The sequence below is a fragment of the Gordonia phosphorivorans genome (assembly GCF_042432625.1).
GTDB classification, from domain to species: Bacteria; Actinomycetota; Actinomycetes; order Mycobacteriales; family Mycobacteriaceae; genus Gordonia; species Gordonia phosphorivorans.
On sequence record NZ_JBHLWV010000012.1, the window covers coordinates 149,349 to 170,153 of the forward strand.

Below are 20,805 nucleotides of genomic sequence, written 5' to 3' on the forward strand. Positions count from 1 at the left end.
TGCGGGTTAACGGCTCGCGGTTGCCTCGGCGGCGGAGGCGATCAGGAACGGCTCCGCGATCGCCAAGAAGCGCTCGGGGACTTCCAGCTGTGCCATGTGCCCCACGCCCGGCAGCACGACGAGGTCGGCATGCGGGAGCTCCCGGCGCACCGAGGCGGCGTGGTCGGCCGGAAGGATGCGGTCCTTGGCGCCCCAGATCACCAGGGTGGGGACCGGTGCGGCAGCAGCCTGAGCGAGGAGCTCTCGGCGCCACTGCTTGCGGACCCCGCCGATGCTCGCGACCTGGGCAGCCACCCGGCGCGAGAACTCGTCGGCGTCGGTCTCCGCGGAGATGGCCATCGCATGGTCGATCCGGTAGCGCGTGACCAACGCCGGATCGGCGAACACCTGCCGGTGCAGCATGGTGACCGAGCTTCGGCTGGGATGGGCGGCGATCACCTTGCCCAGGACCGGAATGGTCAGCGAACGCAACAGCGGAGTGACGGAACTGCCGAAGCCGGCCGGGCTGATCAGGATCAGCGAGGTGACTCGGTCGGGCCGCCGCACCGAGGCCGCCAGCGAGATGGCGCCGCCCAGCGAGTTGCCGATCCAGTGGGCCGGCCGCGTTTCGCCCAGTGCGTCCAGAACGCCGATGGCCGCGTCGGCCAGCGCATTGATGCTGTAGGCGTCGGGCACGGGGTCGGAATAGCCGAATCCGGGGACATCCAGCGCGATCACGCGATAGTCGACGGCGAAAGCGGAGATCACCGCCGCCCAGTCCTCCAGGCTGCTGCTGATTCCGTGCACGAGCACCAGCGGGGGCGCGGCGTCGTCACCCGCTACCTTGACCCGTGCGCGCCGGCCGTCGACGTCGATGAATTGGCTGATCATGCCGACACCACTTCTTCCTCGATGGCTTCCTGTGACTGCGCGGTCTCGGCCGCAACGGACCGCAACACCGGCCGGGGGGCGGAGAAATGCAGGTCCGGATCTTCGACCGGACCGTCGATCAGGCGCTCCTTATCGGCCACGAAGTCCTGATCCATAGTCCAGGAGCCTTCCACGCCTCGGCGGGGGAAGGTCTGCGAGGCGCGCTGCAGGTATCCGGACTGCATGTCGAACAGTGCCTCCACCTCGGCGGTCGGATCAATGATCGGTGTCATCACGGTGTTGCCGGTGCGATCCATGTGGTCGAGCAGACGGCACAGATGTTCGCCGACCGGGTCCACCTTGAGCGTCCAGGAGATGTTCGTGTAGCCGATGGTGAAGGCGAAGTTCGGGACGCCGCTGAGCATCATCGCCTTGTAGGTGACGGTGTCGGCGATGTCGATCGGCTTCCCGTCGACGCTGAGGTCGATGGCACCGAACGCCTGGGGGTTGAGGCCGGTGGCGGTGACCACGATGTCCGCTTCCAGGTACTCGCCCGACTTCAAGCGGATGCCGCCCTCGTCGAAGCCTGCGATGTGATCGGTCACGACGGAGGCGCGGCCGCTGGAGATGGAGTTGAAGAAGTCGTTGTCGGGGATCAGGCACAGGCGCTCGTCCCACGGGTTGTAGGTGGGATTGAAGTGGGTGTCGATCGGGTAGCCCTTGGGCAGAGCCTGAGCGGTGAGGGTGAGGAGGAGCTTGCGGACCGCGCCCGGCCAGCGCCGTGTGGCGTTGTACAGCGCCCGGTTCTTGAAGATGTTGAACCGGCGGGTGAGGGAGTAGGCTGCCTGGTCGGGCAGCACCCTGCGCAGACCGTTGGCGATGGGGTCCTGGCGCGGCAGCGACAGAACGTACGACGGCGAGCGCTGCAGCATGGTGACGTGACCGGCGTTCTCGGCCAACACCGGCACGAGGGTGACCGCGGTGGCGCCGCTGCCGATGACCACGATGCGCTTGCCCGTGTAGTCGAGGTCTTCGTCCCACGCCTGCGGGTGCACCACGGTTCCGCCGAAGGACTCGATCCCGGGGAACTCGGGGGTGTAGCCGCCGTCGTAGCGGTAATAGCCCGCGGCCGAGAACAGGATCTGGCAGGTCACGCTGCGTCGGACGCCGTCGTGCTCGATCTCGACATGCCAGAGCCCCTCGTCGGAGTGGAAGTCTGCCGAGTGCACGTGGTGGCCGAGGTAGAGGTGCTTGCGCAGCCCGAACTCGTCGACGGTCTCGTTCAGGTAGGCCAGGATCTCGGGGGCGTTGGCCATCGCGTTCTTCGAGGTCCACGGCTTGAACCGGAACATGAAGGTGTGCAGGTCCGAGTCCGACCGCAATCCGGGGTACTTGAAGAAGTCCCAGGTGCCGCCGATGGCGTCGCGACCATCCACCATGGCGAAGGTTCGGCCGGGTTGCCGGCTCAGGTGATACGCCATGCCGATTCCGGAGATGCCGGCGCCGACGATGAGGACATCGACGTGCTTGGGCACCGCGCGGGCGAGTGAACTTGTGGTCATCGAAGAACTCCTAAAGCGGTAGGTGATGACGTTCACACTCACACGGAAGTATGATGGCCAATACGAAAAGGTGGTCGAATTTTGTGCTTCCTTTGACCAAATGGATCAAAATTGGGGCATGAGTTCGCTGGCGGAGATGGTCGCGAAGGTGGCGCAGGGCCTGCGCGCGGACGTAGAAGCGGTAGCGCGACACAACGCGCAAGCTGTCGCCGCGCAGGTTCCGGAACTGCATGCCGCCCGACTCGAGGAGATACTGCTCATCTCGTGCCGCGCGAACAACATCGTCGTGATGGACGCGCTGGTCGCCGGGGTGCAGCCGGAAGCCGTCGAACTCTCGGCCGAGGCGCTCGGCTACATCCGAACGCTGGTGGTGTCTGGAATCAGCCTCGATGTGGTGAGCAAGGCCTATCGGGTGGGCGCCTACGACACGGTGGAGCGGTGGGCGAAGGCGGTGGCGGACAGCTTCGCCACCGATCCCGGTGCGGTCCCGGTCGCGGCGTACGGCACCCGCTTCCTGCTGACTTGGATGGACAATGTGTTGGCCCAGATGGCGCACGAGTTCCGGATTGAAGACGAGCGGATCACACGTGAGCGCACCTTGCGGAGGCTGGCCGACGTTCGCTTGCTGCTCTCGAACGCCCCGACGGATCTGTCGGCCGTCGAAACCCGGCTCGGGTACCGCTTGACGGGGGTGCATCGGGGGGTGGTGTTGCGCGCGGCCGACCCCGGAGTGGATCTGGCGCGGGCGGCGCGATCACTCTTCGGGGACGCGGCTTTTCTGCAGGTGCCCCTTGATGGGGCGACGATGTGGTGCTGGGGACCGGAGTTGATCGAGCCCGAATCGGTGGCGGATGTCTGGGTGGGCGTGGGGCGCGCGCGAGCGGGTGTCGACGGGTTTCGCGCGACCCACGCCGAAGCGGCAGAGGCCATCCGCGTGGCCGAGTTGCGGCCGGAGGGTGCCGTCGCCCTCATTGATGAGGTCGCGGTCACCGCGCTGTGTGTGGTGGATCCACACCGGGCCCGAGAATTCGTGGCCACCGCGCTGGGCGCGCTGGCTGCCGACACCGACGCGGCGCGCCGGCAGCGCGAGACGCTGCAGGCGTTTCTCGAGGCGGGGATGAACTCGCGGCGGGCCGGGGCCGAACTCGGGCTTCATCACAACACGGTCCGGTACCGCCTGGCGCAGATCGACGAGGTACTCGGGCGCCCCATCGTCGACCATCGACTGGAATTGGAGTTGGCTCTGCGGTTGCACGCCGACCTGGGCTCCTGACCAGCGGGTTTCGTGTCCTCGGCGGGCCTGTGTAGTGTTACCGATGCAACGCGGGGTGGAGCAGCTCGGTAGCTCGCTGGGCTCATAACCCAGAGGTCGTAGGTTCAAATCCTGCCCCCGCTACCAACACAGAAGACCCGCACCGGAAACGGTGCGGGTCTTCTGCTTTCTGCGATCTCGACTACCGGCGCATCGGTGTGTTCCCGATTGTCGTTTCCGTTCCCGCGCACGTTCAGAAGGCGCGCGCGAACCGAACCGACATTCGGGAGTCGGCACACGGGGTCCAGTTTCACGGCAGTGAGAGCGAGACCTGGTCACGGGATGATTGCTTGTGGGACCAATTTGCGCGTTACCGAAGCGTAGTGTCTCCGGGCCTCAGTAGCGTCCGCCTGGTCGGGGCTGGAGCATGAGGAGGAATAACAATGACCGAAAAGACTGTGCTACCTCCGGGCCATGAGGGACCGGGTGCCGATTCGGAAGCGCCGCCACCGGCGTCGGGGCAGAGTTCACCGACGGGATTGACGAATATCCTGGCCGCGCAAGCGGAGAAGGTTGCCAAGCGCAACGCTGATGATGCGGAGAAGTTGAGGGCGAGCGCGGGACTGTGGGGCAAGGTCCTCGCCGGGGCAATGACGACCGCGCTTGGCTGGATAACGCTGAAGTCGGCGACCGATATCTATCCCTCGGAGAGCGGCGGGGCCCAGTGGGCCGCGCTGATCGCGCTCATTGCGATGGCGTCGTCGATCGTCTTGACCTGGTGGTGGTTCAACCGGATGACCCGGCCGTTGGCGATGGGGCTGAACATCGAAAATATGCGAAACGGGTGGAATTCGGAGCTGAGTGAGGTCGAAGCCAATGAAGTGGCTCGGATCTACGGAGAATTGGGTGCGCTGAACAAAAGGAAAGGAGGAACTGCCGGCGCAGCAGTGAAACTGCAGGGCAATACTGCCACCGTCTTTAGTCCTAGTGACGCGACTACCCTCATCGTCGATTACGCCATGCAAGCGGTGGAAGCGGATAGGGAGGTTGAGGAGCATGTCGACAAGGGCGGATCCTCTACCGACGAGAAGGTGGCGCATCTGGTGGAGAAGGCCGCTCGTATCCGGGCGGAAGTCTATGCGACCCAGCAGCGCGCCATGGTTGCCGTGATCCGCCGACGAATAGGCGGTCTGACGTCAGGGGTGGTGAGCTCCCTCTGCCTCCTTCTCTTTGTGGGCGGCTTGCTCGGCCTGTCGTACTCGCTGGACTATCTCGACGCCGAGCGTGCCGAGAGTGCGACCGCGCTCACGGGCCTTTCCCGGTGTGCCACGACAGTCGGGGAGTTGGCGAAGAACCGTGTTGGACTCGGATCTGCGGAACTGCCGCCGGAATGCTCCGGGTTGCAGGTAAGGGGTGCGACTGTCGGTGTCACCGTCAGCGATGTCCAGGCGCTCGCGGGTGTACTTGAGAAGTGTCGAGCGACGACTCCGGCCGGGCAGACACGTCCCGAGTGCGACGCGCTGGCTGCTGAACTGAGTGCTCTGGTTCAGCGGCTGCCCGCAGGATAGGGGCCGCTGAATTGTCGGTGGTGGGCGCTACCTTGTGGGTCCCTCGTCGAAAGGCTTCCCATGAAGTTCAGCGCGCTGCTTGATGTCAACGTCGTCGCCCTCGAGACCGAGGATCGCGTGGCGGTGCTCCTCGACCTGGAAGCACCGGCCGCGGCCGAGGATGCGGAACGTCCGAAGGCCGCCCTGCAGGTGGTGCTGGACCGGTCCGGTTCCATGCGCGGGGCGCCTCTGGACGGGGCCAAGCGGGCCCTGGTCGATTTGGTGCGTCGGCTGGAGCCGACCGACGACTTCGGGTTGGTGATCTTCGATGACGCGGCCCAGGTGGTGGTGCCCGCGGGTCCGCTGGATGACAAGAAGTCGGTGATCGACCGGATCAATTCGGTGCAGGCCGGCGGAATGACCGACCTGTCCTCTGGCTACCTTCGCGGCCTGCGCGAGCTCCGCCGGGTGGCAGGCGAGTCCGGCGGCACCCTTCTGATCGTCTCGGACGGCCACGTCAACACCGGCCTGCGCGAGCCCGACGAGTTCGCCTCGCTGGCGGCCAAGGCCTACGCCGATCGCCTCGTCACCTCCACCCTGGGGTACGGCGACGGGTACGACGAGACGCTGCTGTCGGCGCTGGCGCGGGCGGGTGCCGGCAACCACGTCTTCGCCGCAGACCCGGATGCGGCAGGTGCAGCGATCGCGGGAGAAGTGGACGGTCTGCTCAACAAGGTGGTGCAGGGTCTCGCGCTCACCGTCTCGATGGCGTCCGAGGTGGCCTTCGTGCGCCTGTACAACGACCTGCCGGCGGTGACGACCGCCGACGGCGCGGTACTGATCGATCTCGGTGACCTGTACGGGCAGGAGCGGCGCAAACTGCTCCTCGAGTTCGCGGTTCCCGCCATGGCGGGCCTCGGCCTCGCCCGCATTGCCACGCTGGAACTGCGGTTCGTGGAGTTGCCGGGCCTGGTGGAGCAGGTCGCGACCTTGCCCATCTCGGTCAACGTGGTTCCCGGCGATGCGGCGGCCGGACGGGTGCCCGAGCCCAGCGTCACCTCCGAACTGCTCTTTCAGCAAGCGCAGGAGCGCAAACGGCGGGCGTCCGAGGCGTTCGAGCGGGGGGAGTACGACTCCGGCGATCGGTTGATGGGCGATGCGCACGCGTTGCTCGGCGATTCGCTCGGCGCGGCGCCGGAGGCGTTACGGGCCGACATCGAGGCGGAGATCGCCCAGGTGGATGCGATGAGCCGACTCTCGAAGACCCCCGGGCCGAGAGGTGCCGGACGAATGTCGAAGATCAGCCGGGCGTCGTATCACCGGGCCAACCGCAAGCGCGGTCGCGGTCCCGACCCCGTGAGCTAGCGCAGAAGCACGACGGCCCTCCCGGATCGCTCCGGGAGGGCCGTCGTTGCGTGTGACGGGGCCGTCAGGCCGCCGAGCCGAGCTCGGAGTCCAGGCGCAGGATGCCCGAGCCGTCGCCGTCGATCAGCTTGATCCGGCCGATGATCTCGCGGACGGTGGCTTCCTCCTCCACCTGCTCGGCGATGAACCAGTCGATCACCGGGCGCGAGTCGATGTCGCCGGTCTCCTGGCCGAGGCGGTACAGGCCGCGGATCGACTCCGACACCGCTTCCTCGGCTTCGAGGGCGATCGCGAAGGCATCGCCGATGGTGTCGATCTTGATCGACGGCAGAGTGATGTCGCCGATCACCGGGTGGTTGTCGCGGTCGAGTAGATGCTTGATCAGTCGGTCCGCGTGGGTGAGCTCCTCGGCGGCCTGGGTCTTCATCCACGTGGCGAAGCCGGGAAGATCCATCAGTTCGAATTCGATGGCGAGCTGCCGGTAAAGCATGGCCGACTCGAATTCCAACGTGATCTGCTTGCTGAATGCGTGTTCGAGTTCCTCGTTCATCTTCATGCCCTTCACGTTAGGCTCCCCCAGCGCATTGCGCTAGCAAGATGTGTCTACCCTAAACCCGCTCTGAACTGCGGATATATGCCAATCCTAGCCTAAGTGAGGGTGAGCTGGGGCAGTGGGTGCGGACCTGCCGGGAGGATACGGTTGACGCGTGTATCTGGAATTGTCGACGCAACTCGCGCTGATCGCCGGCGGACTGATCTTCCTGTGGGCGCTGCTGCTCGGGGTCTGGAAGTTCGTCCAGATCAGCCGAAGCCCGGTCGGGCAGGCACACGTCTACGTCGACATCGCGCATCGCGCGGCACTGATGTACGCCTTCGCGACGGTGATGCTGGCGCCCTTCGTTCAGTTCAGCGCCTGGCCGACGTGGGTCAACGTCGTCGCGCTCGCCGTGGTGGTGGCGTTCTTCGTCGGGGCCATCGCGGCGTACTGCCTGCACGGCTGGCGCCGGGACACGACCAATCAGTACCACCCGGCCGACCGGGCGTTGACCTTCGCCACCGTCGCGCTGATCATCGGCGAGGTCGGCGGGACCCTGGTGATCGTCGTCGGCTTCGTGGTGGAGCAGGCACGACACTGGGGCTGACCGAATCGGCGGTGCGCTCCGGGCGGCCCCAGTGTGCGGATCCGTCGATCAGGAGTACAGCAGGCCGCCGCAGGTGGGCCAGGCGCCGACGCCCTGGGTCTGCAGGACGTTCTCGGCGACGCGGATCTGCTCTTCGCGGCTGGTCTGATGCGGCATGCCGTAGCCGCCGTGCGACTGCCAGGTCGGCAGCGAGAACTGCAGGCCGCCGTAGTAGCCGTTGCCGGTGTTGATCGACCAGTCGCCGCCGGACTCGCACGAGGCGACCGCATCCCAATTGTGGGTCTGCGCGGAGGCGTTGCCGGCCACCGCGGCCATCGGGATCAGAGTGAGGGCGCCGGTGACGATGGCGCGGGTCGCGATCTTGGTGAAGCTCATGGGGTATTCCTCCTTGTCTCGCCGGGGCGTCTTCCCTCGGCGATTTCGGGCCGCGGACGACGCTACGAGATCGGAAAGCAAAGGTCACGCGCCATTCTGTGAGCCACGGCACGCACGCGATCGGCGGCCGGCGGGCGATTGCGGGACGTCGTTCCTGGTCATCACGGACAGGCGGCCGTGATCATTTCGTGATCTGGCCGAGACCGATTGTGAGGCGGTACACACCGGAAAAGTGACCGCCGACACGAGAGGGGATCGTTACCGTGGTCACGTGGGCGCATACAACGACGAATTCACTCGCAGCATCGACGACCCGGAGGGCTTCTGGCTCGATGCCGCGCAAGCGGTGGACTGGCTGACCCCTCCGGAGCGGGCACTGGACGACTCGGCGCCGCCGATCTACCGCTGGTACCCGGGCGCGATGCTGAACACGTCCGCCAACGCGCTGGATCGCCACGTGGCGGCCGGACACGGCGACCGGGCGGCACTGATCTGGGACTCGGCGATGGTGGGCCGCCAACGCACCTACACCTACGCCGAACTCCTCGACGCGGTCGCGGCCTTCGCCGGTGCGCTCACCGAGCGCGGCGTGGGCAAGGGTGATCGCGTGATCATCTACATGCCGATGATCCCGGAGGCGGCGATCGCGATGCTCGCCTGCGCGCGCATCGGCGCGGTCCATTCGGTGGTCTTCGGCGGTTTCGCCGCGCCCGAGCTCGCCACCCGGATCGACGACGCCGAGCCGGTGGCGATCGTGACGGCTTCCGGCGGTCTGGAGCCCGGTCGCACCGTGGAGTATCTGCCGATGGTGCAGGCCGCGCTGGAACTGGCGTCGACGGCGCCGTCGACCGTCATCGTCAAGGACCGTCCCGAGGTGGCCGGCAGCGCTGCCGACTACGGCTGGCTGGACTTCGACGAGGTGAGCGCCGCCGCGACGCCGGTCGACCCGGTGCCGGTGGCGGCCACCGATCCGCTGTACATCCTCTACACCTCGGGTACCACGGGTAAGCCCAAGGGCGTGGTCCGCGACAACGGCGGGCACGCCGTCGCCCTGACCTGGTCGATGAAGAACGTCTACGGCATCTCACCTGGCGAGGTGTGGTGGACGGCCTCCGACGTCGGCTGGGTGGTGGGGCACTCCTACATCGTCTACGGCCCGCTGCTGGCGGGCGCGACCACCGTGATGTACGAGGGCAAGCCGGTCGGCACCCCCGACGCGGGCGCCTTCTGGCGCGTGATCGCCGAGCACGGCGCCGTCGCCCTGTTCACCGCGCCGACGGCCATCCGCGCCGTCCGCAAGGCCGACCCGGAGGCGGCCGAGCTCGCCAAGTACGACACCTCGAGCCTGCGGACGCTGTTCGCGGCGGGAGAACGCCTGGACCCGGACACCTTCTTCTGGGCCTCTCAGAAGCTGGGCGTCCCGGTGGTGGACCACTGGTGGCAGACCGAGACGGGCTGGTCGATCGTGGCCAACCTGCGCGGCCTGGAGGAGCTGGAGATCAAGGCCGGCTCGCCGAGCGTGCCCGTGCCCGGGTTCCGGGTCGAGATCGTCGACGGCGCGGGCGAGCCCGTGCCGGCCGGGACCGAGGGCAACATCGTCGTGCGCCTGCCGTTGCCGCCGGGCACCCTCGCCGGACTGTGGCGCGACGAAGAGCGCTACCGGTCGTCGTACCTGAACACCTTCCCGGGCTACTACCTCACCGGCGACTCCGGTTATGTGGACGCCGACGGCTACGTCTTCGTGCTCGGCCGCTCCGACGACGTGATCAACGTGGCCGGACACCGCCTGTCCACCGGCAGCATCGAGGCCGTGGTGGCGAGCCATCCGGCCGTCGCCGAGTGCGCGGTGGTCGGCATTCACGACGACCTCAAGGGGCAGCGACCGAGCGGATACATCGTGCTCAAGGCCGGTGTCGACACTCCCGACGACACCTTGCGCAGCGAGCTGGTGAAGCTGGTGCGGGACGAGATCGGCGCGGTGGCGACCTTCCGGGACGTGACCGTGGTGCCCGCGTTGCCGAAGACGCGCTCGGGCAAGATCCTGCGCAAGACCATGCGCCAGATCGTCGACGGCGAGGAATACGCCGTGCCGTCGACGATCGAGGATCCCGCCGTGCTGGAGGCGCTCGCCGAGCAGCTCGCGCCGCACGACTGACCGGTCAGGTCGGGTCTGCTGCGCCCAGGATTCCCGGGCGCAGCAGCGTGCGCATGGTGTCGACCACGTCGGCCTCGGTGATCGCCGGGTCCAGTGCGTGCTCGACGATGGTGGCGTTCACCGCGCCGATGTAGGCCGCCCACTGCAGAGGTGTCGCGGCGGAGAGCGCCAGGCCGCCCTCGGCGCCCACCGTGGCCGCGGCCTGCAGCAGTTCGCCCCACTGGGCACGGCGCCGCTGACGGTGTGCCTCGAAGTCGCTGCTGACGCCGACCACTTCGATGAAGTTGATGCGCACCAGGCGCGCGTCGTCGTGGTAGACCGCCAGGAATGCGCGCACCCCGGCGTCGAGGATTCCGTCGATCTCGTCGCCTGCGGCGATACGTTCGAGGACCTTGGCGTTGACCTCGGCCATCGTGCGGTCCTGCAGCTGGTCGTAGAGGGTGCGCAGCAGGTGTTCGCGATCGGTGAACTCCTGATAGAACTGCCGGGTGGAGAGCCCGGCCGCGCGGCACACCTGGGGCACGGAACTGTTGGCGTACCCCGCGGAGCCGAAGACCTCGACGCCCGCCGCCAGGAACCGCTCACGGCGGTCTCGGCGACGGTCGTCGAGGGCTTGGCCTCGGTACACCCGGTCGGCATTCACAGCCACCAGATTACGGTGGTGCGCGGCTACTTGCCCCGACCGAGCGCGGCGCCGAACAGGGACGCGACGTTGTCGCCGACCGCAGCCGAGAACGCGGGCCACCACTGTGCGTCGGAGGTCATCGTCAGCTCGTCTCGGACGACGCAGCCCGGCGCGGCGGGCTTGCCCTCCAATCGGTCCTTGAGCCACAGCGTGGCCAGCGGCGCGCCGGCGATCTCGCCGATCAAATGCTCGGAGAGATGGTCGCGGGTGTAGGTGATCGACACCTTCGGCGCGCGGCAGTAGGTCTTGACGAGGGTGTTCACCTGCGACACCGGGATGATCTCGTCGAGCTGCGCATTCCAGATGTACATGGGCATGTCCGGCACGGCCTTGCCCATGCGGGTGTCGTCGAGCACCTTCTTCACCGCGGGGGCGTCGGCGGGGTCGCCGGGCCACTGGATGAAGCCCTTGTTGTTGAGGAACGGGGCGGCCAGCATCTGATGTCCGACGCACAGCGGCCCCTTCACGGCCATCAGGGCCTTGCCTTCGGCGTTGAGGTGACGATTCAGGAACCGTGCGAAGTTCGGGTACTCACGGCTCAAGCCCAGCACCGCGGCCAGGATCAGCCCGCTGGTGGCCCCGTTCTGCGCGGCGTCGAGCACCACCTTCAGATCGGCGGGCACCCCGCCCTCGGCTGCACCGACGATGTTCAGCTCGGGCGCATAGGTCTGCTTCAGTTCGGCGGCGTGGCCGGTGACGATGGCGCCGCCGGAGTAGCCGTACATGCCGATCGGCGAGTCGTCGTCGATGCCGACGGGCGCGAACTTCTTGGCCGCGCGCAGGCCGTCGAGCGTGATGCGTGCGCCCAGCGGGCCCGCGGCGTACGCGTGGCGGGGACCCTGGTGATCGGGGATGGCCAGCGCCCAGCCCTGTGCCAGCATGCCCTGCGCGATGATCATCTCCGCCGGGATCACCTGCTGTCCCACCGCGGCGGCCGCCGACCACTGCTGCAGCGCGTACGACGGCGCGCAGTACCCGGCCGTGGAATCCTCGGCCAACTGCATCGACACCACCTTGCGCGGACCCTTGCTGGTGCCGCGCGGCTTGAGCAGGGTGGTGACCGCGCCGATCGGCTGGTTGCGGGTATCGGTCGAGCGATACGACAGCTGCCAGGCGTCGACGTTCATCGGCACCAGGCCCAGCGTGGCGGGGTTGATCTTGCGCGCGGCGATAATGTCGCCGGGCGCCGTCGCGGCCAGCACGCGCCGGGAGGGCTCGTAGAAGCCGCGATCGAGTTCCTGCGGCAGGGCGATCGTCGGTGCCGGTGCGATGCGCACCTGCTGCTTGCCGTCGGCTGGGCTCGACGGCTCGGCGGTCGCCGTGGGTGCGAGCAGACCCAGGGCGAGCGCGGCGGCGGCCCCGACCGCCGTCGCCGCGCGGAGTGGATTCTTCACGGCATTGATTCCTTGGATTCTCGAAGTGCGGGCCCGTGTCGACGGCCCCGAGTGAAACATGAATGTTTCACTGTCCTACTGGACGGTACTCCGCGGTGGCGTGGCACATAAGAGGGCCCGCGAAGCGACGAACCCCACCCGGCGCGAGGCCGGGTGGGGTTCGTGGGTGCGCGAGGGGCGCGGGGGCTACTTCAGGTCGGCGCTGGACTTGCCCAGCACGCGACGGGCGATGATCAGCTGCTGAATCTGCTGGGTGCCCTCGAAGATGTCCAGGATCTTCGAGTCGCGCGCCCACTTCTCCAGCAGGGAGCGTTCGGAGTAGCCGACGGTGCCGGCCAGCTCGACGGCCTTGTTGGTCACGTCGGTGCCGGTGCGGCCGGCCTTGGCCTTGCTCATCGACGCTTCCAGCGAGTTCGGCATCTTGTTGTCGGCCATCCACGCCGCGCGCAGCGTCATCAGGTACGACGCCTCCCAGTCCGATTCGAGGCGAATGAACTCGGCCACGGCGGCCGGCTGATCGCTGGCGGGGCGGTCGTAATCGATCTCCAGGCCGGCCTTCTCCAGCACCGCGCGCAGTTCCTCCAGCGACGCACGCGCCACGCCGACGGCCATGGCGGCCACCATCGGGCGCGTGTTGTCGAAGGTCTGCATCACCCCACCGAAGCCCTTCTTGACGTCCACCTCGGGGGAGCCGAGCAGGTTCTCCTTCGGGATGCGGCAGTCGTCGAAGACGATCACCGCGGTGTCGGAGGCGCGAATGCCCAGCTTCTCCTCCAGTCGCGCCACGGTCACCCCGGGGTGCTCGCGGGGGACCACGAAGCTCTTGATGGCGGCGCGGCCGAGGCTGCGGTCCACCGAGGCCCACACCACGATGTGGCTGGCGCGGGAACCGGCGGTGACGAAGATCTTCTCGCCGTTGAGCACGTACTCGTCGCCGTCGAGGGTGGCGGTGGCGGTGACCGCCGCGGAGTCGGAGCCGAAGCTCGGCTCGGTGATGGCCATCGCGGCCCACACCTTGCCGAAGGCGGCGAGCTGCTCGTCGGTGGCCACCGCGGCGATCGCGGCATTGCCCAGGCCCTGGTAGGGGATCGACAGCATCAGGCCGACGTCGCCGTAGGAGGCCTCCATCGAGTTGATGATCGACTGCATGTTGCCGCCGTTGGCGTTGTAGCCCTCCGGCCGCTGCTTGCCCTCGTCGCCGCGGCCACCGGCCGCGCCGGCACCGGCCTGCCCGGCTTCGGCGAGGCCGTCGTACAGCGCGGCCAGGGTGTCCAGCTCCACCGGGTACTCGTGCTCGGCGCTGTCGTACTTGCGCGAGATCGGCCGAAACACCTGCAGGCCGGCCTGGCGGGCCTGGTCGATGTGGGCGTTGAACTTCTTGGGGAGTTCGAGATTGATTGCCATGGGATGTTCTCTCTTCGTCGCTCGTTGCCCGTCAGAGGACGACGATGCCCTCGCCGATGCCTGCGCCGCGCAGGTCGCGGTACCAGCGCTCCACCGGGTGCTCCTTCGTGAAGCCGTGGCCGCCGAGCAGCTGGATGCCGTCCAGGCCGATCTGCAGGCCCTTGTCGATGGTCAGCTTGCGGGCCAGGGCCGCTTCGCGGGCGAAGGACAGTCCCTGCTCGGCGCGCGAGGCGCCGCGCAGCATCACCAGGCGGATCGAATCGACCTCGGTGGCCATGGTGGCGACCATGAAGGCGACGGCCTGCCGGTTCGACAGCGGCTCGCCGAACGCCTCGCGCTCGTTGACGTAGGGGATCACGTAGTCGAGGACCGCCTTGGCGGTACCGGCGGCCAGCGCCGACCAGCCCAGGCGCGACAGCCGGACCACGTCGCTGTAGGCCGCGACGGCCGCGTCGCCCTCTTCGCCGCCGACGATGGCGTGCGCGGGCACCGAGACGTTGTCGAGGATCAGGCGACCCATGCCCGCGGCGCGCAGACCCATGCCGGGGTCGGCTTCCACCGAGACCCCCGTGGTGTCGGACTCGACGATGAACAGGGCGGGACGGCCGTCGAGCATCGCGCCGACCAGGAACAGCTCGCTGCTGCCCGCGTTCGGCACGAACGACTTGACGCCGGTCAGGCGGTAGCCGCTGGGTACGCGGGTGGCCTTGGTGTGCAGGGTGAAGGCGTCGAAGAGGGGGCGCGGCTCGGCGATGACCACCGCGGAGGCCGGGACGCTCTCGCCGGCGAAGTCGGGCAGGTAGGTCTTCTGCTGGGCGTCGCTGCCGAAGTTGGTCAGCGTGGTGGCCACGCCGCTCGGCGCCAGCAGCGGCAGGGCCAAGCCCATGTCGCCGTAGGCCATGGCCTCGGCGACCAGTGCGTTCGTGACGACGCTGCGCTCATCGGCGGCGCCGTCGAAGGCCTCGGGCACGTTGATCATGGTGATGCCGAGCTCGGCCGAGCGCTCGACGATGTCGGCCGGCGCGGTCGCCGCGTTGTCGGCGTCGTAGGCCGCCGGACGCAGGATCTCGGTGGCGAAGTCGCGGACGGTCTCGGCGATCATCGCCTGCTCCTCGTCCGGATTCAGGTTGAAGTACCCCTTGGGGCTCACCACGGGGCGCTGCGGGTCGCCGCCGCCGGCAGCCGGGGAGAAGGCGCGGCTGGCGGCGCCGAGCGTCTTGAAGCCGGACTTGGTGGCCTCGTAGGCGACCCGGTTCAGCGGCTCGCGCAGCTTGTACTTGGCGGCGAAGTCGGAACCGGTGATGGCGGTGAGCGCGCGCATGGCGGCGCCGATGGGCGTGCGCTTGTGGGGCTGCGCGCCGACGGACGTGGTGTCGCGGGGTTGGGTCTTCTCGGTCATGGCCTGCACTCTCTCGGCGTCGAACGGTGTGATGCGGGTTCGCTGCGGAATCTTACTCCGGGGTAAGAAGAGACCTTACTTGGCGGTAAGGAAGATGTCGATAGTGTCGTCCGCAAGGACATCGACCACTCGGCGTTCTACTGTATGAGCCATGACACAACCCCCGAGTTTCCCTCCGCCGCCCGGACCGCCTTCGGGGCCTCCTTTCGGGCCTCCCTCCGGGCCGCCGCCGGGTCCCCCGATGGGGCCGCCGCCGGGATACGGGCAGGATGCTCCCCAGGGACCGCCCGGTGCTTTCGTCGCGGTCATCAACGGCCAGGAGATGGGGCCGATCTCGTTCGAGGAACTGCGGGCGCATTCCTTGGAGGGTCGGGTCCGCTCGACCACCCAGGTGCGTGACATCAACGGCGGAAACTGGTTCCAGGCCGGTGCGATCCCGGGGCTGTTCTCCGACCGTGAATGGCTCGTCACGATGCTGCTGTCGCTGTTCGTCGGCGGGCTCGGGGTGGACCGGTTCTACCTCGGCTACACCGGGCTCGGTGTGGCCAAGCTGCTGACCTGCGGCGGACTGGGCATCTGGTCGCTCATCGACTTCATCCTGATCGTCATCCGCAAGCTCCCCGACGCGGACGGGCGCGCGCTGAGTGCCTGACATGTTGGTCACGTCGTTCGGTCATTCGTGCGTCCTCGTCGAAGTCGCCGGTGCCCGGATCCTGTTCGATCCGGGCAACTTCTCGTCCGGTTTCGAGCAGCTCACCGGCCTCGACGCGATCTTGGTGACCCACCAGCATCCCGATCACGCCGACGTGGCGAAGCTGCCTGCGTTGGTGGCGGCCAATCCGGAGGCGGTGCGCTACGCGGATCCGCAGACGGCGGCGCAACTGAACGCCGACGGCTCGATGGGGCAGTGGTCGGTGCAGGCGCCGGGGCAGTCGTTCGCCGTCGGCGACGTCACGGTGCGCGGCACCGGAGGTCGTCACGCGGTGATCCACCCGGACCTGCCCGTCGTCGACAACACGGTGTACATCCTGGACGCGCCCGATCGTGCGGGAGCGTTCATGCACCCGGGCGACAGCCTGTACATCCCGTTCGAGGAGATCGAGGTCCTCGCCCTGCCCGCGGCGGCGCCGTGGATGAAGCTGAGCGAGGCCGTGGACTACCTGCGCGGGACGGCGCCGCGCTACGCCTTCCCGATCCACCAGGCGGTGGTCTCCGACGTCGGCCGCGCGATCCACAACGCGCGGATCGACGAGATGAAACCCGCCGGCACCGAGTTCGTCGTCATCGAACCGGGCGCCTCCCGGGAGTTCTGAACCGGTTCCCGTGTCGCGACCCGTCCTTCACGTCGCCCGCGCTGCAGCACGGCGACACGAAGGACGAGTCGCGACACGGCGGACCAGGGGGAGCGGCGTCAGCGGCCGAGTGACTTGTAGAACACCAGGCCGTTGCCCTGGCTGTCGTAGACCACGGCGCGGCGCTCGTGCGCATCGTCGTAGGGGGCGGTCACCAGGCCGCCGCCGGCGGTGACGGCCGCTTCCGCGGCGGCGTCCACGTCGTCGGTCTTGATGCCCACCACCACCTTGCCGGGGATCGGATGGTCCACCTCGGTGGCCAGCGCGAGCGTGATGCCGTTGCCGTCGAGGGCGGCGAAGTGCGTGCCGTCGCGGAACTTGAGGGCGAAGCCGAGCGTCTGGGTGTAGAAGTCGATGGAGGAGTCCAGGTCCTCGGTGGACAGCATGATCATCTTGACGTCGTTCTGGGTCATGTCGCTCCTAGCGCGTGCTGCGGAGAGTTCCGCGGCGGTCCAATGCGTTCGTTTCTCACGCTAGCCGCGGGCTCGGGAGCACACCGAGCGATTGCTTCGAGTCGGGACTTTCAGCGCAGTGCGTCGAGCACTTCGGTGTGCAGCAACCCGTTGGTGGCCACCGCGCTACCGCCGGACGGTCCGGCCGTGCCGTCGAGGGCGGTGAACCGACCGCCCGCCTCGCGCACCAGGATGTCCAGCGGCGCCAAGTCCCAGAGGGAGACCTCCGGTTCGGCGGCGATGTCCACGGCGCCCTCGGCCACCAGGCAGTAGTTCCAGAAGTCGCCGTATCCGCGCACCCGCCACACGCGATCGGTCAGTTCGACGAATCGTTCCCGAATGCCGCGGTCGGCCCACCCGGAGAGGCTGGAGAACGCCAGCGACGACGAGCCCAACGTCGAGACCGCGGACACCGACAGCGGACGCGCGGCGCCGCCGTCGACCGACGCGAAGGCGCCGGCCCCGGCGCCGGCCCACCAGCGTCGACCGAGCGCCGGTGCGCTGACCACCCCGACCACCGGCACGCCGTCGGACAGCAAGGCGATGAGGGTGGCCCACACGGGCACGCCGCGGACGAAGTTCTTGGTGCCGTCGATCGGATCGATGATCCACTGGCGTCCGGTCAGGGCGGCCTCGCCGCCGAACTCCTCGCCCAGCACGGCGTCGGCGGGCCGCTCGGCGGCGAGGAGATCGCGGAGCAGACGCTCGCAGGCCAGGTCGGCGTCGGTGACGGGCGTCAAGTCGGGCTTGTCGTCCACCTGCAGGTCGAGGGCGCCGAAGCGGGCGGTGGTCAAGCGGTCGGCGGCGTCCGCCAGATTCAGTGCGAGGGTCAGGTCGGCGGCGAAACTCTCGGCAGCGGGGATCGAGTCCATGATCGCCTAGGGTAGACCCATGGCGCCTTGGATTACCGTCGTGTTCATCCTGCTGATCGCTGCGACGATCGCGTCGATCTTCCTGGGCCGCGGACGAGGTTTCGGCGGCTCGGCCTCGACCTCCTCCGGCTACGCGAGCGGGACGATGACCGTCACCGGAGTCAGTGGTCGCGGCGAGGCCGACAAGAACGGCCAGGTCTACTTCACCGTGTCCGGGACCATCATCGGGGCCGACACCGCCCCGACCGAGGTCTACCGCACCATGGTCCTGCCCGCCGAGGCCGCCGATCCGTACATCGGTGAGGAGCGGCCCGTGGTTTACAAGCCGGGTAAGACGGCCACCACCTGGCGGTTCGGCACCTTGGAAGCGTGATCGCTCCGCGGGTCGGTAGGCTTGCATGTTGTGCACCCCGAAGTCGCTGCTGATCTGGAATCGCTGAACACCACCCTGACCACGGTCGAGAAGGTGATGGATCTCGATGAGCTGCGCAGCCGCATCTCCGAACTCGAGATGCAGGCCTCCGACCCGGAACTGTGGAACGACCAGGACCACGCCCAACAGGTGACCAGTCAGCTCTCGCACGCGCAGACCGAGCTGCGTCGCGTCTCCGAGCTGCGTTCCCGCCTGGACGACCTGCCGGTCCTCTACGAGCTCGTCGAGATGGAAGAGGGCCCGGCGCAGGCCACCGCGCAGGCCGATGCCGACGCCGAGCGGGCCGCGCTGCGCGCCGACATCGAGGCGATGGAAGTCAAGACCATGCTGGCCGGCGAGTACGACTCGCGCGAGGCCGTGGTCAACATCCGGTCCGGCGCCGGCGGCATCGACGCCGCGGACTGGGCCCAGATGCTGATGCGCATGTACATCCGCTGGGCCGAACAGCACGGCTACGGCGTGGAGGTCTACGACACCAGCTACGCCGAAGAAGCCGGCATCAAGTCGGCGACGTTCGTGGTCAAGGCCCCGTACATGTACGGCACGCTGTCGGTGGAACAGGGCACGCACCGGCTGGTGCGGATCAGCCCGTTCGACAACCAGGGACGACGCCAGACGTCGTTCGCCGAGGTGGAGGTGCTGCCCGTGGTGGAGACCACCGACCACATCGACATCGACGAGAACGAAGTGAAGGTCGACGTCTACCGGTCCTCGGGTCCGGGCGGACAGTCGGTCAACACCACCGACTCGGCGGTGCGCCTGACACACATGCCCACCGGCATCGTCGTCACCTGTCAGAACGAGAAGAGCCAGCTGCAGAACAAGGCGTCCGCCATGCGGGTGCTCGCCGCGAAACTCCTCGAACGCAAGCGGCAGGAGGAGCGCGCACAGCTCGACGCCCTCAAGAGCGACAGCGGCTCGAGCTGGGGCAACCAGATGCGTTCGTACGTGCTGCACCCGTACCAGATGGTCAAGGATCTGCGCACCAACGTCGAAGGCAACAATCCGACGGCGGTGCTCGACGGTGACCTCGACGTGTTCATCGAGGCCGGTATCCGGTGGCGTATGAACGAGGGAGAGGACTGACCTGCTACTCGCGGCGACCGGTGACGTCAACTATCTGACCACCAAACTCGGACTGCCCGACTGGACCAACTTCCTCGAGGAGTGGCTGGCCACCAAGGGCCTGAACATCCTGATCTGGATTCTGGGCGGAATCCTGCTGATCCGCTTCGTCCGATGGCTCGGTGACCGGTACGACCTGCGGGTGGACAAGCGGTTCCACCGCTCGGATGCCATCGTGCAGTCCGAGGACGCCAAGCATCAGCGCGCCCTCGTCGACGTGGTGGTGTGGACGGTCATCGCGCTGATCGCGGTGGTGGTGGTGCTGCACATCCTGTCGGTGTTCGGGGTGCGCTTCAGCGCCCTCGTCGGACCGTCGGCGGTGGTCGGCGCGGCGCTCGGTTTCGGCGCCCAGCGCATCGTGCAGGACGTTCTGGCCGGCTTCTTCCTCGTCGCCGAACGCCAGTACGGCTACGGCGACGTGGTGAATCTGACGATCACGGCCGGCTCGATCGCCGAGGGCACCGTCGAGGACGTCACCCTGCGCGTGACGCGCCTGCGTACCAGCGACGGCGAGATGATCATCGTGCCCAACGGGCAGATCCTGAAGGTCAACAATCTGTCCCGGGAATGGGCGCGCGCCGTGGTGGACGTGCCGGTGCCGGCCGACGCCGACATCACCGTGGTCAACGAGACGCTGACCACGGTGGGCAAGGCCTTCTACCGGGACCCGCACTGGCATCGCCTGCTGCTCGACGCCCCGGCACCGCTCGGGGTGACCAATCTGGAGCTGGACTCGTTGACCGTTCGGATGGTGGCGCGCACGCTGCCGGGCAAACAGTTCGACATCAGCCGTGCGTTGCGCGTGCGCATCGTGCAGGGCCTGGCCCGCAGCGGTATCACCGTGGCGGCCAAGGTCCCGGTCGACGAGGGCAGTGACGCATGATGGGCGACGACCTGCAGCGGTCGGCGGGGTCCGACGGCGGGCTGGACGAGGACGGCTTGCTCACCACCGACGAGATGGAAGCCATCGCCGCGTCGAAGGAAGCCGAATCCGAGGAGGAGCCGACCCGCTGGCAGCGGCTGTGGACCCGGATCAGCCACGTCTACCGCACCCGCATGCGTACGACGACCTTGGTGCTGGTGATCGCCTTCTTCGGCTCGGTGCTCCTCTACGGCTACACCACCTCGTACTACGGGGTCGCGCCGACGACCAGCAACCAGCAGCGGCAGCAACAGAACGAGCAGCGTTGGGTGCCGGAAAGCACTCCGGCGCCGTCGTCGACCTCGCGCACCCCGGAATCGACCACCAGCGAAACGACGGAAACGTCGACGCCGTCGTCGACCTCGCCGAGCCGTAGCGGTCCGCTCGACTTCCTGTTCCCGCAGAATCAGGACACCACCGAGTCGCCCACGCCCGGCGGCGAGACCACCGCGCCCACCACGAGCGTTCCGGCGCGCTGACACGTCCCTGAGCGGGACTCTCAGGCGGCGTCGTTAGACTT

21 protein-coding genes and 1 tRNA gene are annotated in these 20,805 nt (G+C 67.9%); 12 read left to right on the top strand and 10 right to left on the bottom strand.

Annotated features, from left to right (window positions below; all coding sequences use genetic code 11):
* Window positions 1–6: 6 nt before the first annotated feature.
* The gene (locus tag ACFFJD_RS04285) at window positions 7–870 is read right to left on the bottom strand and encodes an alpha/beta fold hydrolase (RefSeq protein ID WP_382361431.1); all 864 of its coding nucleotides are present in this window, start codon (window positions 868–870) and stop codon (window positions 7–9) included.
* Complete coding sequence (locus ACFFJD_RS04290) at window positions 867–2,411, bottom strand: flavin-containing monooxygenase (RefSeq protein ID WP_382361434.1); 1,545 nt, start codon at window positions 2,409–2,411, stop codon at window positions 867–869. Before ACFFJD_RS04290 ends, ACFFJD_RS04285 begins: the two co-directional genes overlap by 4 nt.
* A 25-nt stretch (window positions 2,412–2,436) precedes the next feature.
* On the opposite strand from ACFFJD_RS04290, the gene ACFFJD_RS04295 reads away from it, so the two are divergent.
* The 4 genes from ACFFJD_RS04295 (at window position 2,437) to ACFFJD_RS04310 (ending at window position 6,575) form a co-directional block, all read left to right on the top strand.
* Complete coding sequence (locus ACFFJD_RS04295; protein WP_382361437.1) at window positions 2,437–3,684, top strand: PucR family transcriptional regulator; 1,248 nt, start codon at window positions 2,437–2,439, stop codon at window positions 3,682–3,684.
* A 49-nt stretch (window positions 3,685–3,733) separates the two neighbouring features.
* Window positions 3,734–3,810 (top strand) — tRNA-Met (locus ACFFJD_RS04300).
* Between the two features lie 296 nt (window positions 3,811–4,106).
* The gene (locus ACFFJD_RS04305) at window positions 4,107–5,231 is read left to right on the top strand and encodes a hypothetical protein (RefSeq protein WP_382361440.1); all 1,125 of its coding nucleotides are present in this window, start codon (window positions 4,107–4,109) and stop codon (window positions 5,229–5,231) included.
* Between the two features lie 60 nt (window positions 5,232–5,291).
* Window positions 5,292–6,575 carry a vWA domain-containing protein gene (locus ACFFJD_RS04310; RefSeq protein WP_382361443.1) on the top strand — a complete coding sequence of 428 codons (1,284 nt, stop codon included), beginning with the start codon at window positions 5,292–5,294 and terminating at the stop codon, window positions 6,573–6,575.
* Window positions 6,576–6,639: 64 nt separating this feature from the next.
* Here ACFFJD_RS04310 and ACFFJD_RS04315 read toward each other — a convergent pair whose 3' ends face one another.
* Window positions 6,640–7,131 (bottom strand): ferritin, encoded by a 492-nt coding sequence (locus ACFFJD_RS04315; protein WP_382361446.1) that lies wholly within the window; start codon window positions 7,129–7,131, stop codon window positions 6,640–6,642.
* A gap of 151 nt (window positions 7,132–7,282) precedes the next feature.
* On the opposite strand from ACFFJD_RS04315, the gene ACFFJD_RS04320 reads away from it, so the two are divergent.
* The gene (locus ACFFJD_RS04320) at window positions 7,283–7,717 is read left to right on the top strand and encodes a hypothetical protein (RefSeq protein WP_382361449.1); all 435 of its coding nucleotides are present in this window, start codon (window positions 7,283–7,285) and stop codon (window positions 7,715–7,717) included.
* Window positions 7,718–7,765: 48 nt separating this feature from the next.
* Here the strand turns inward: ACFFJD_RS04320 and ACFFJD_RS04325 are convergent, their stop codons facing one another.
* Window positions 7,766–8,092, bottom strand: coding sequence for a transglycosylase family protein (locus tag ACFFJD_RS04325; protein WP_382361452.1), 327 nt, complete (start codon window positions 8,090–8,092; stop codon window positions 7,766–7,768).
* A 271-nt stretch (window positions 8,093–8,363) separates the two neighbouring features.
* On the opposite strand from ACFFJD_RS04325, the gene ACFFJD_RS04330 reads away from it, so the two are divergent.
* Entirely contained in the window at window positions 8,364–10,247 is a 1,884-nt protein-coding gene (locus ACFFJD_RS04330) for a propionyl-CoA synthetase (protein ID WP_382361455.1), read from the top strand.
* 4 nt (window positions 10,248–10,251) lie between these two features.
* Here ACFFJD_RS04330 and ACFFJD_RS04335 read toward each other — a convergent pair whose 3' ends face one another.
* The 4 genes from ACFFJD_RS04335 to ACFFJD_RS04350 all read right to left on the bottom strand — a co-directional run bounded on the left by ACFFJD_RS04335 (window position 10,252) and on the right by ACFFJD_RS04350 (window position 15,129).
* On the bottom strand, window positions 10,252–10,896 hold the full coding sequence (locus ACFFJD_RS04335) for a TetR/AcrR family transcriptional regulator (RefSeq protein WP_382361458.1): 645 nt from the start codon (window positions 10,894–10,896) through the stop codon (window positions 10,252–10,254).
* 20 nt (window positions 10,897–10,916) lie between these two features.
* Complete coding sequence (locus tag ACFFJD_RS04340; protein WP_382361461.1) at window positions 10,917–12,326, bottom strand: lipase family protein; 1,410 nt, start codon at window positions 12,324–12,326, stop codon at window positions 10,917–10,919.
* Between the two features lie 186 nt (window positions 12,327–12,512).
* On the bottom strand, window positions 12,513–13,730 hold the full coding sequence (locus ACFFJD_RS04345) for an acyl-CoA dehydrogenase family protein (RefSeq protein WP_382361464.1): 1,218 nt from the start codon (window positions 13,728–13,730) through the stop codon (window positions 12,513–12,515).
* Window positions 13,731–13,761: 31 nt separating this feature from the next.
* On the bottom strand, window positions 13,762–15,129 hold the full coding sequence (locus ACFFJD_RS04350; RefSeq protein ID WP_382361467.1) for an acyl-CoA dehydrogenase family protein: 1,368 nt from the start codon (window positions 15,127–15,129) through the stop codon (window positions 13,762–13,764).
* A 241-nt stretch (window positions 15,130–15,370) separates the two neighbouring features.
* On the opposite strand from ACFFJD_RS04350, the gene ACFFJD_RS04355 reads away from it, so the two are divergent.
* On the top strand, window positions 15,371–15,781 hold the full coding sequence (locus ACFFJD_RS04355) for an NINE protein (protein ID WP_382361470.1): 411 nt from the start codon (window positions 15,371–15,373) through the stop codon (window positions 15,779–15,781).
* A 1-nt stretch (window position 15,782) separates the two neighbouring features.
* Window positions 15,783–16,442: an MBL fold metallo-hydrolase gene (locus tag ACFFJD_RS04360; RefSeq protein ID WP_382361473.1), complete on the top strand. Its 660-nt coding sequence runs from the start codon at window positions 15,783–15,785 to the stop codon at window positions 16,440–16,442.
* Window positions 16,443–16,540: 98 nt separating this feature from the next.
* Here the strand turns inward: ACFFJD_RS04360 and ACFFJD_RS04365 are convergent, their stop codons facing one another.
* Complete coding sequence (locus ACFFJD_RS04365; protein WP_382361476.1) at window positions 16,541–16,894, bottom strand: VOC family protein; 354 nt, start codon at window positions 16,892–16,894, stop codon at window positions 16,541–16,543.
* Between the two features lie 110 nt (window positions 16,895–17,004).
* Window positions 17,005–17,805 (bottom strand): histidinol-phosphatase, encoded by an 801-nt coding sequence (gene hisN, locus ACFFJD_RS04370; protein WP_382361479.1) that lies wholly within the window; start codon window positions 17,803–17,805, stop codon window positions 17,005–17,007.
* A 19-nt stretch (window positions 17,806–17,824) separates the two neighbouring features.
* Here hisN and ACFFJD_RS04375 point away from each other — a divergent pair, with 19 nt between their 5' ends.
* The 4 genes from ACFFJD_RS04375 to ACFFJD_RS04390 are packed head-to-tail and all read left to right on the top strand — an operon-like array spanning window position 17,825 to window position 20,764.
* Window positions 17,825–18,178 carry a hypothetical protein gene (locus ACFFJD_RS04375; RefSeq protein WP_382361482.1) on the top strand — a complete coding sequence of 118 codons (354 nt, stop codon included), beginning with the start codon at window positions 17,825–17,827 and terminating at the stop codon, window positions 18,176–18,178.
* A gap of 30 nt (window positions 18,179–18,208) precedes the next feature.
* The gene (gene prfB, locus ACFFJD_RS04380) at window positions 18,209–19,324 is read left to right on the top strand and encodes a peptide chain release factor 2 (RefSeq protein ID WP_382361485.1); all 1,116 of its coding nucleotides are present in this window, start codon (window positions 18,209–18,211) and stop codon (window positions 19,322–19,324) included.
* 34 nt (window positions 19,325–19,358) lie between these two features.
* Entirely contained in the window at window positions 19,359–20,246 is an 888-nt protein-coding gene (locus ACFFJD_RS04385) for a mechanosensitive ion channel family protein (protein WP_382361628.1), read from the top strand.
* Complete coding sequence (locus tag ACFFJD_RS04390; RefSeq protein ID WP_382361488.1) at window positions 20,243–20,764, top strand: Rv3103c transmembrane domain-containing protein; 522 nt, start codon at window positions 20,243–20,245, stop codon at window positions 20,762–20,764. The genes ACFFJD_RS04385 and ACFFJD_RS04390 overlap by 4 nt, the downstream gene beginning before the upstream one ends.
* Window positions 20,765–20,805: the final 41 nt, after the last annotated feature.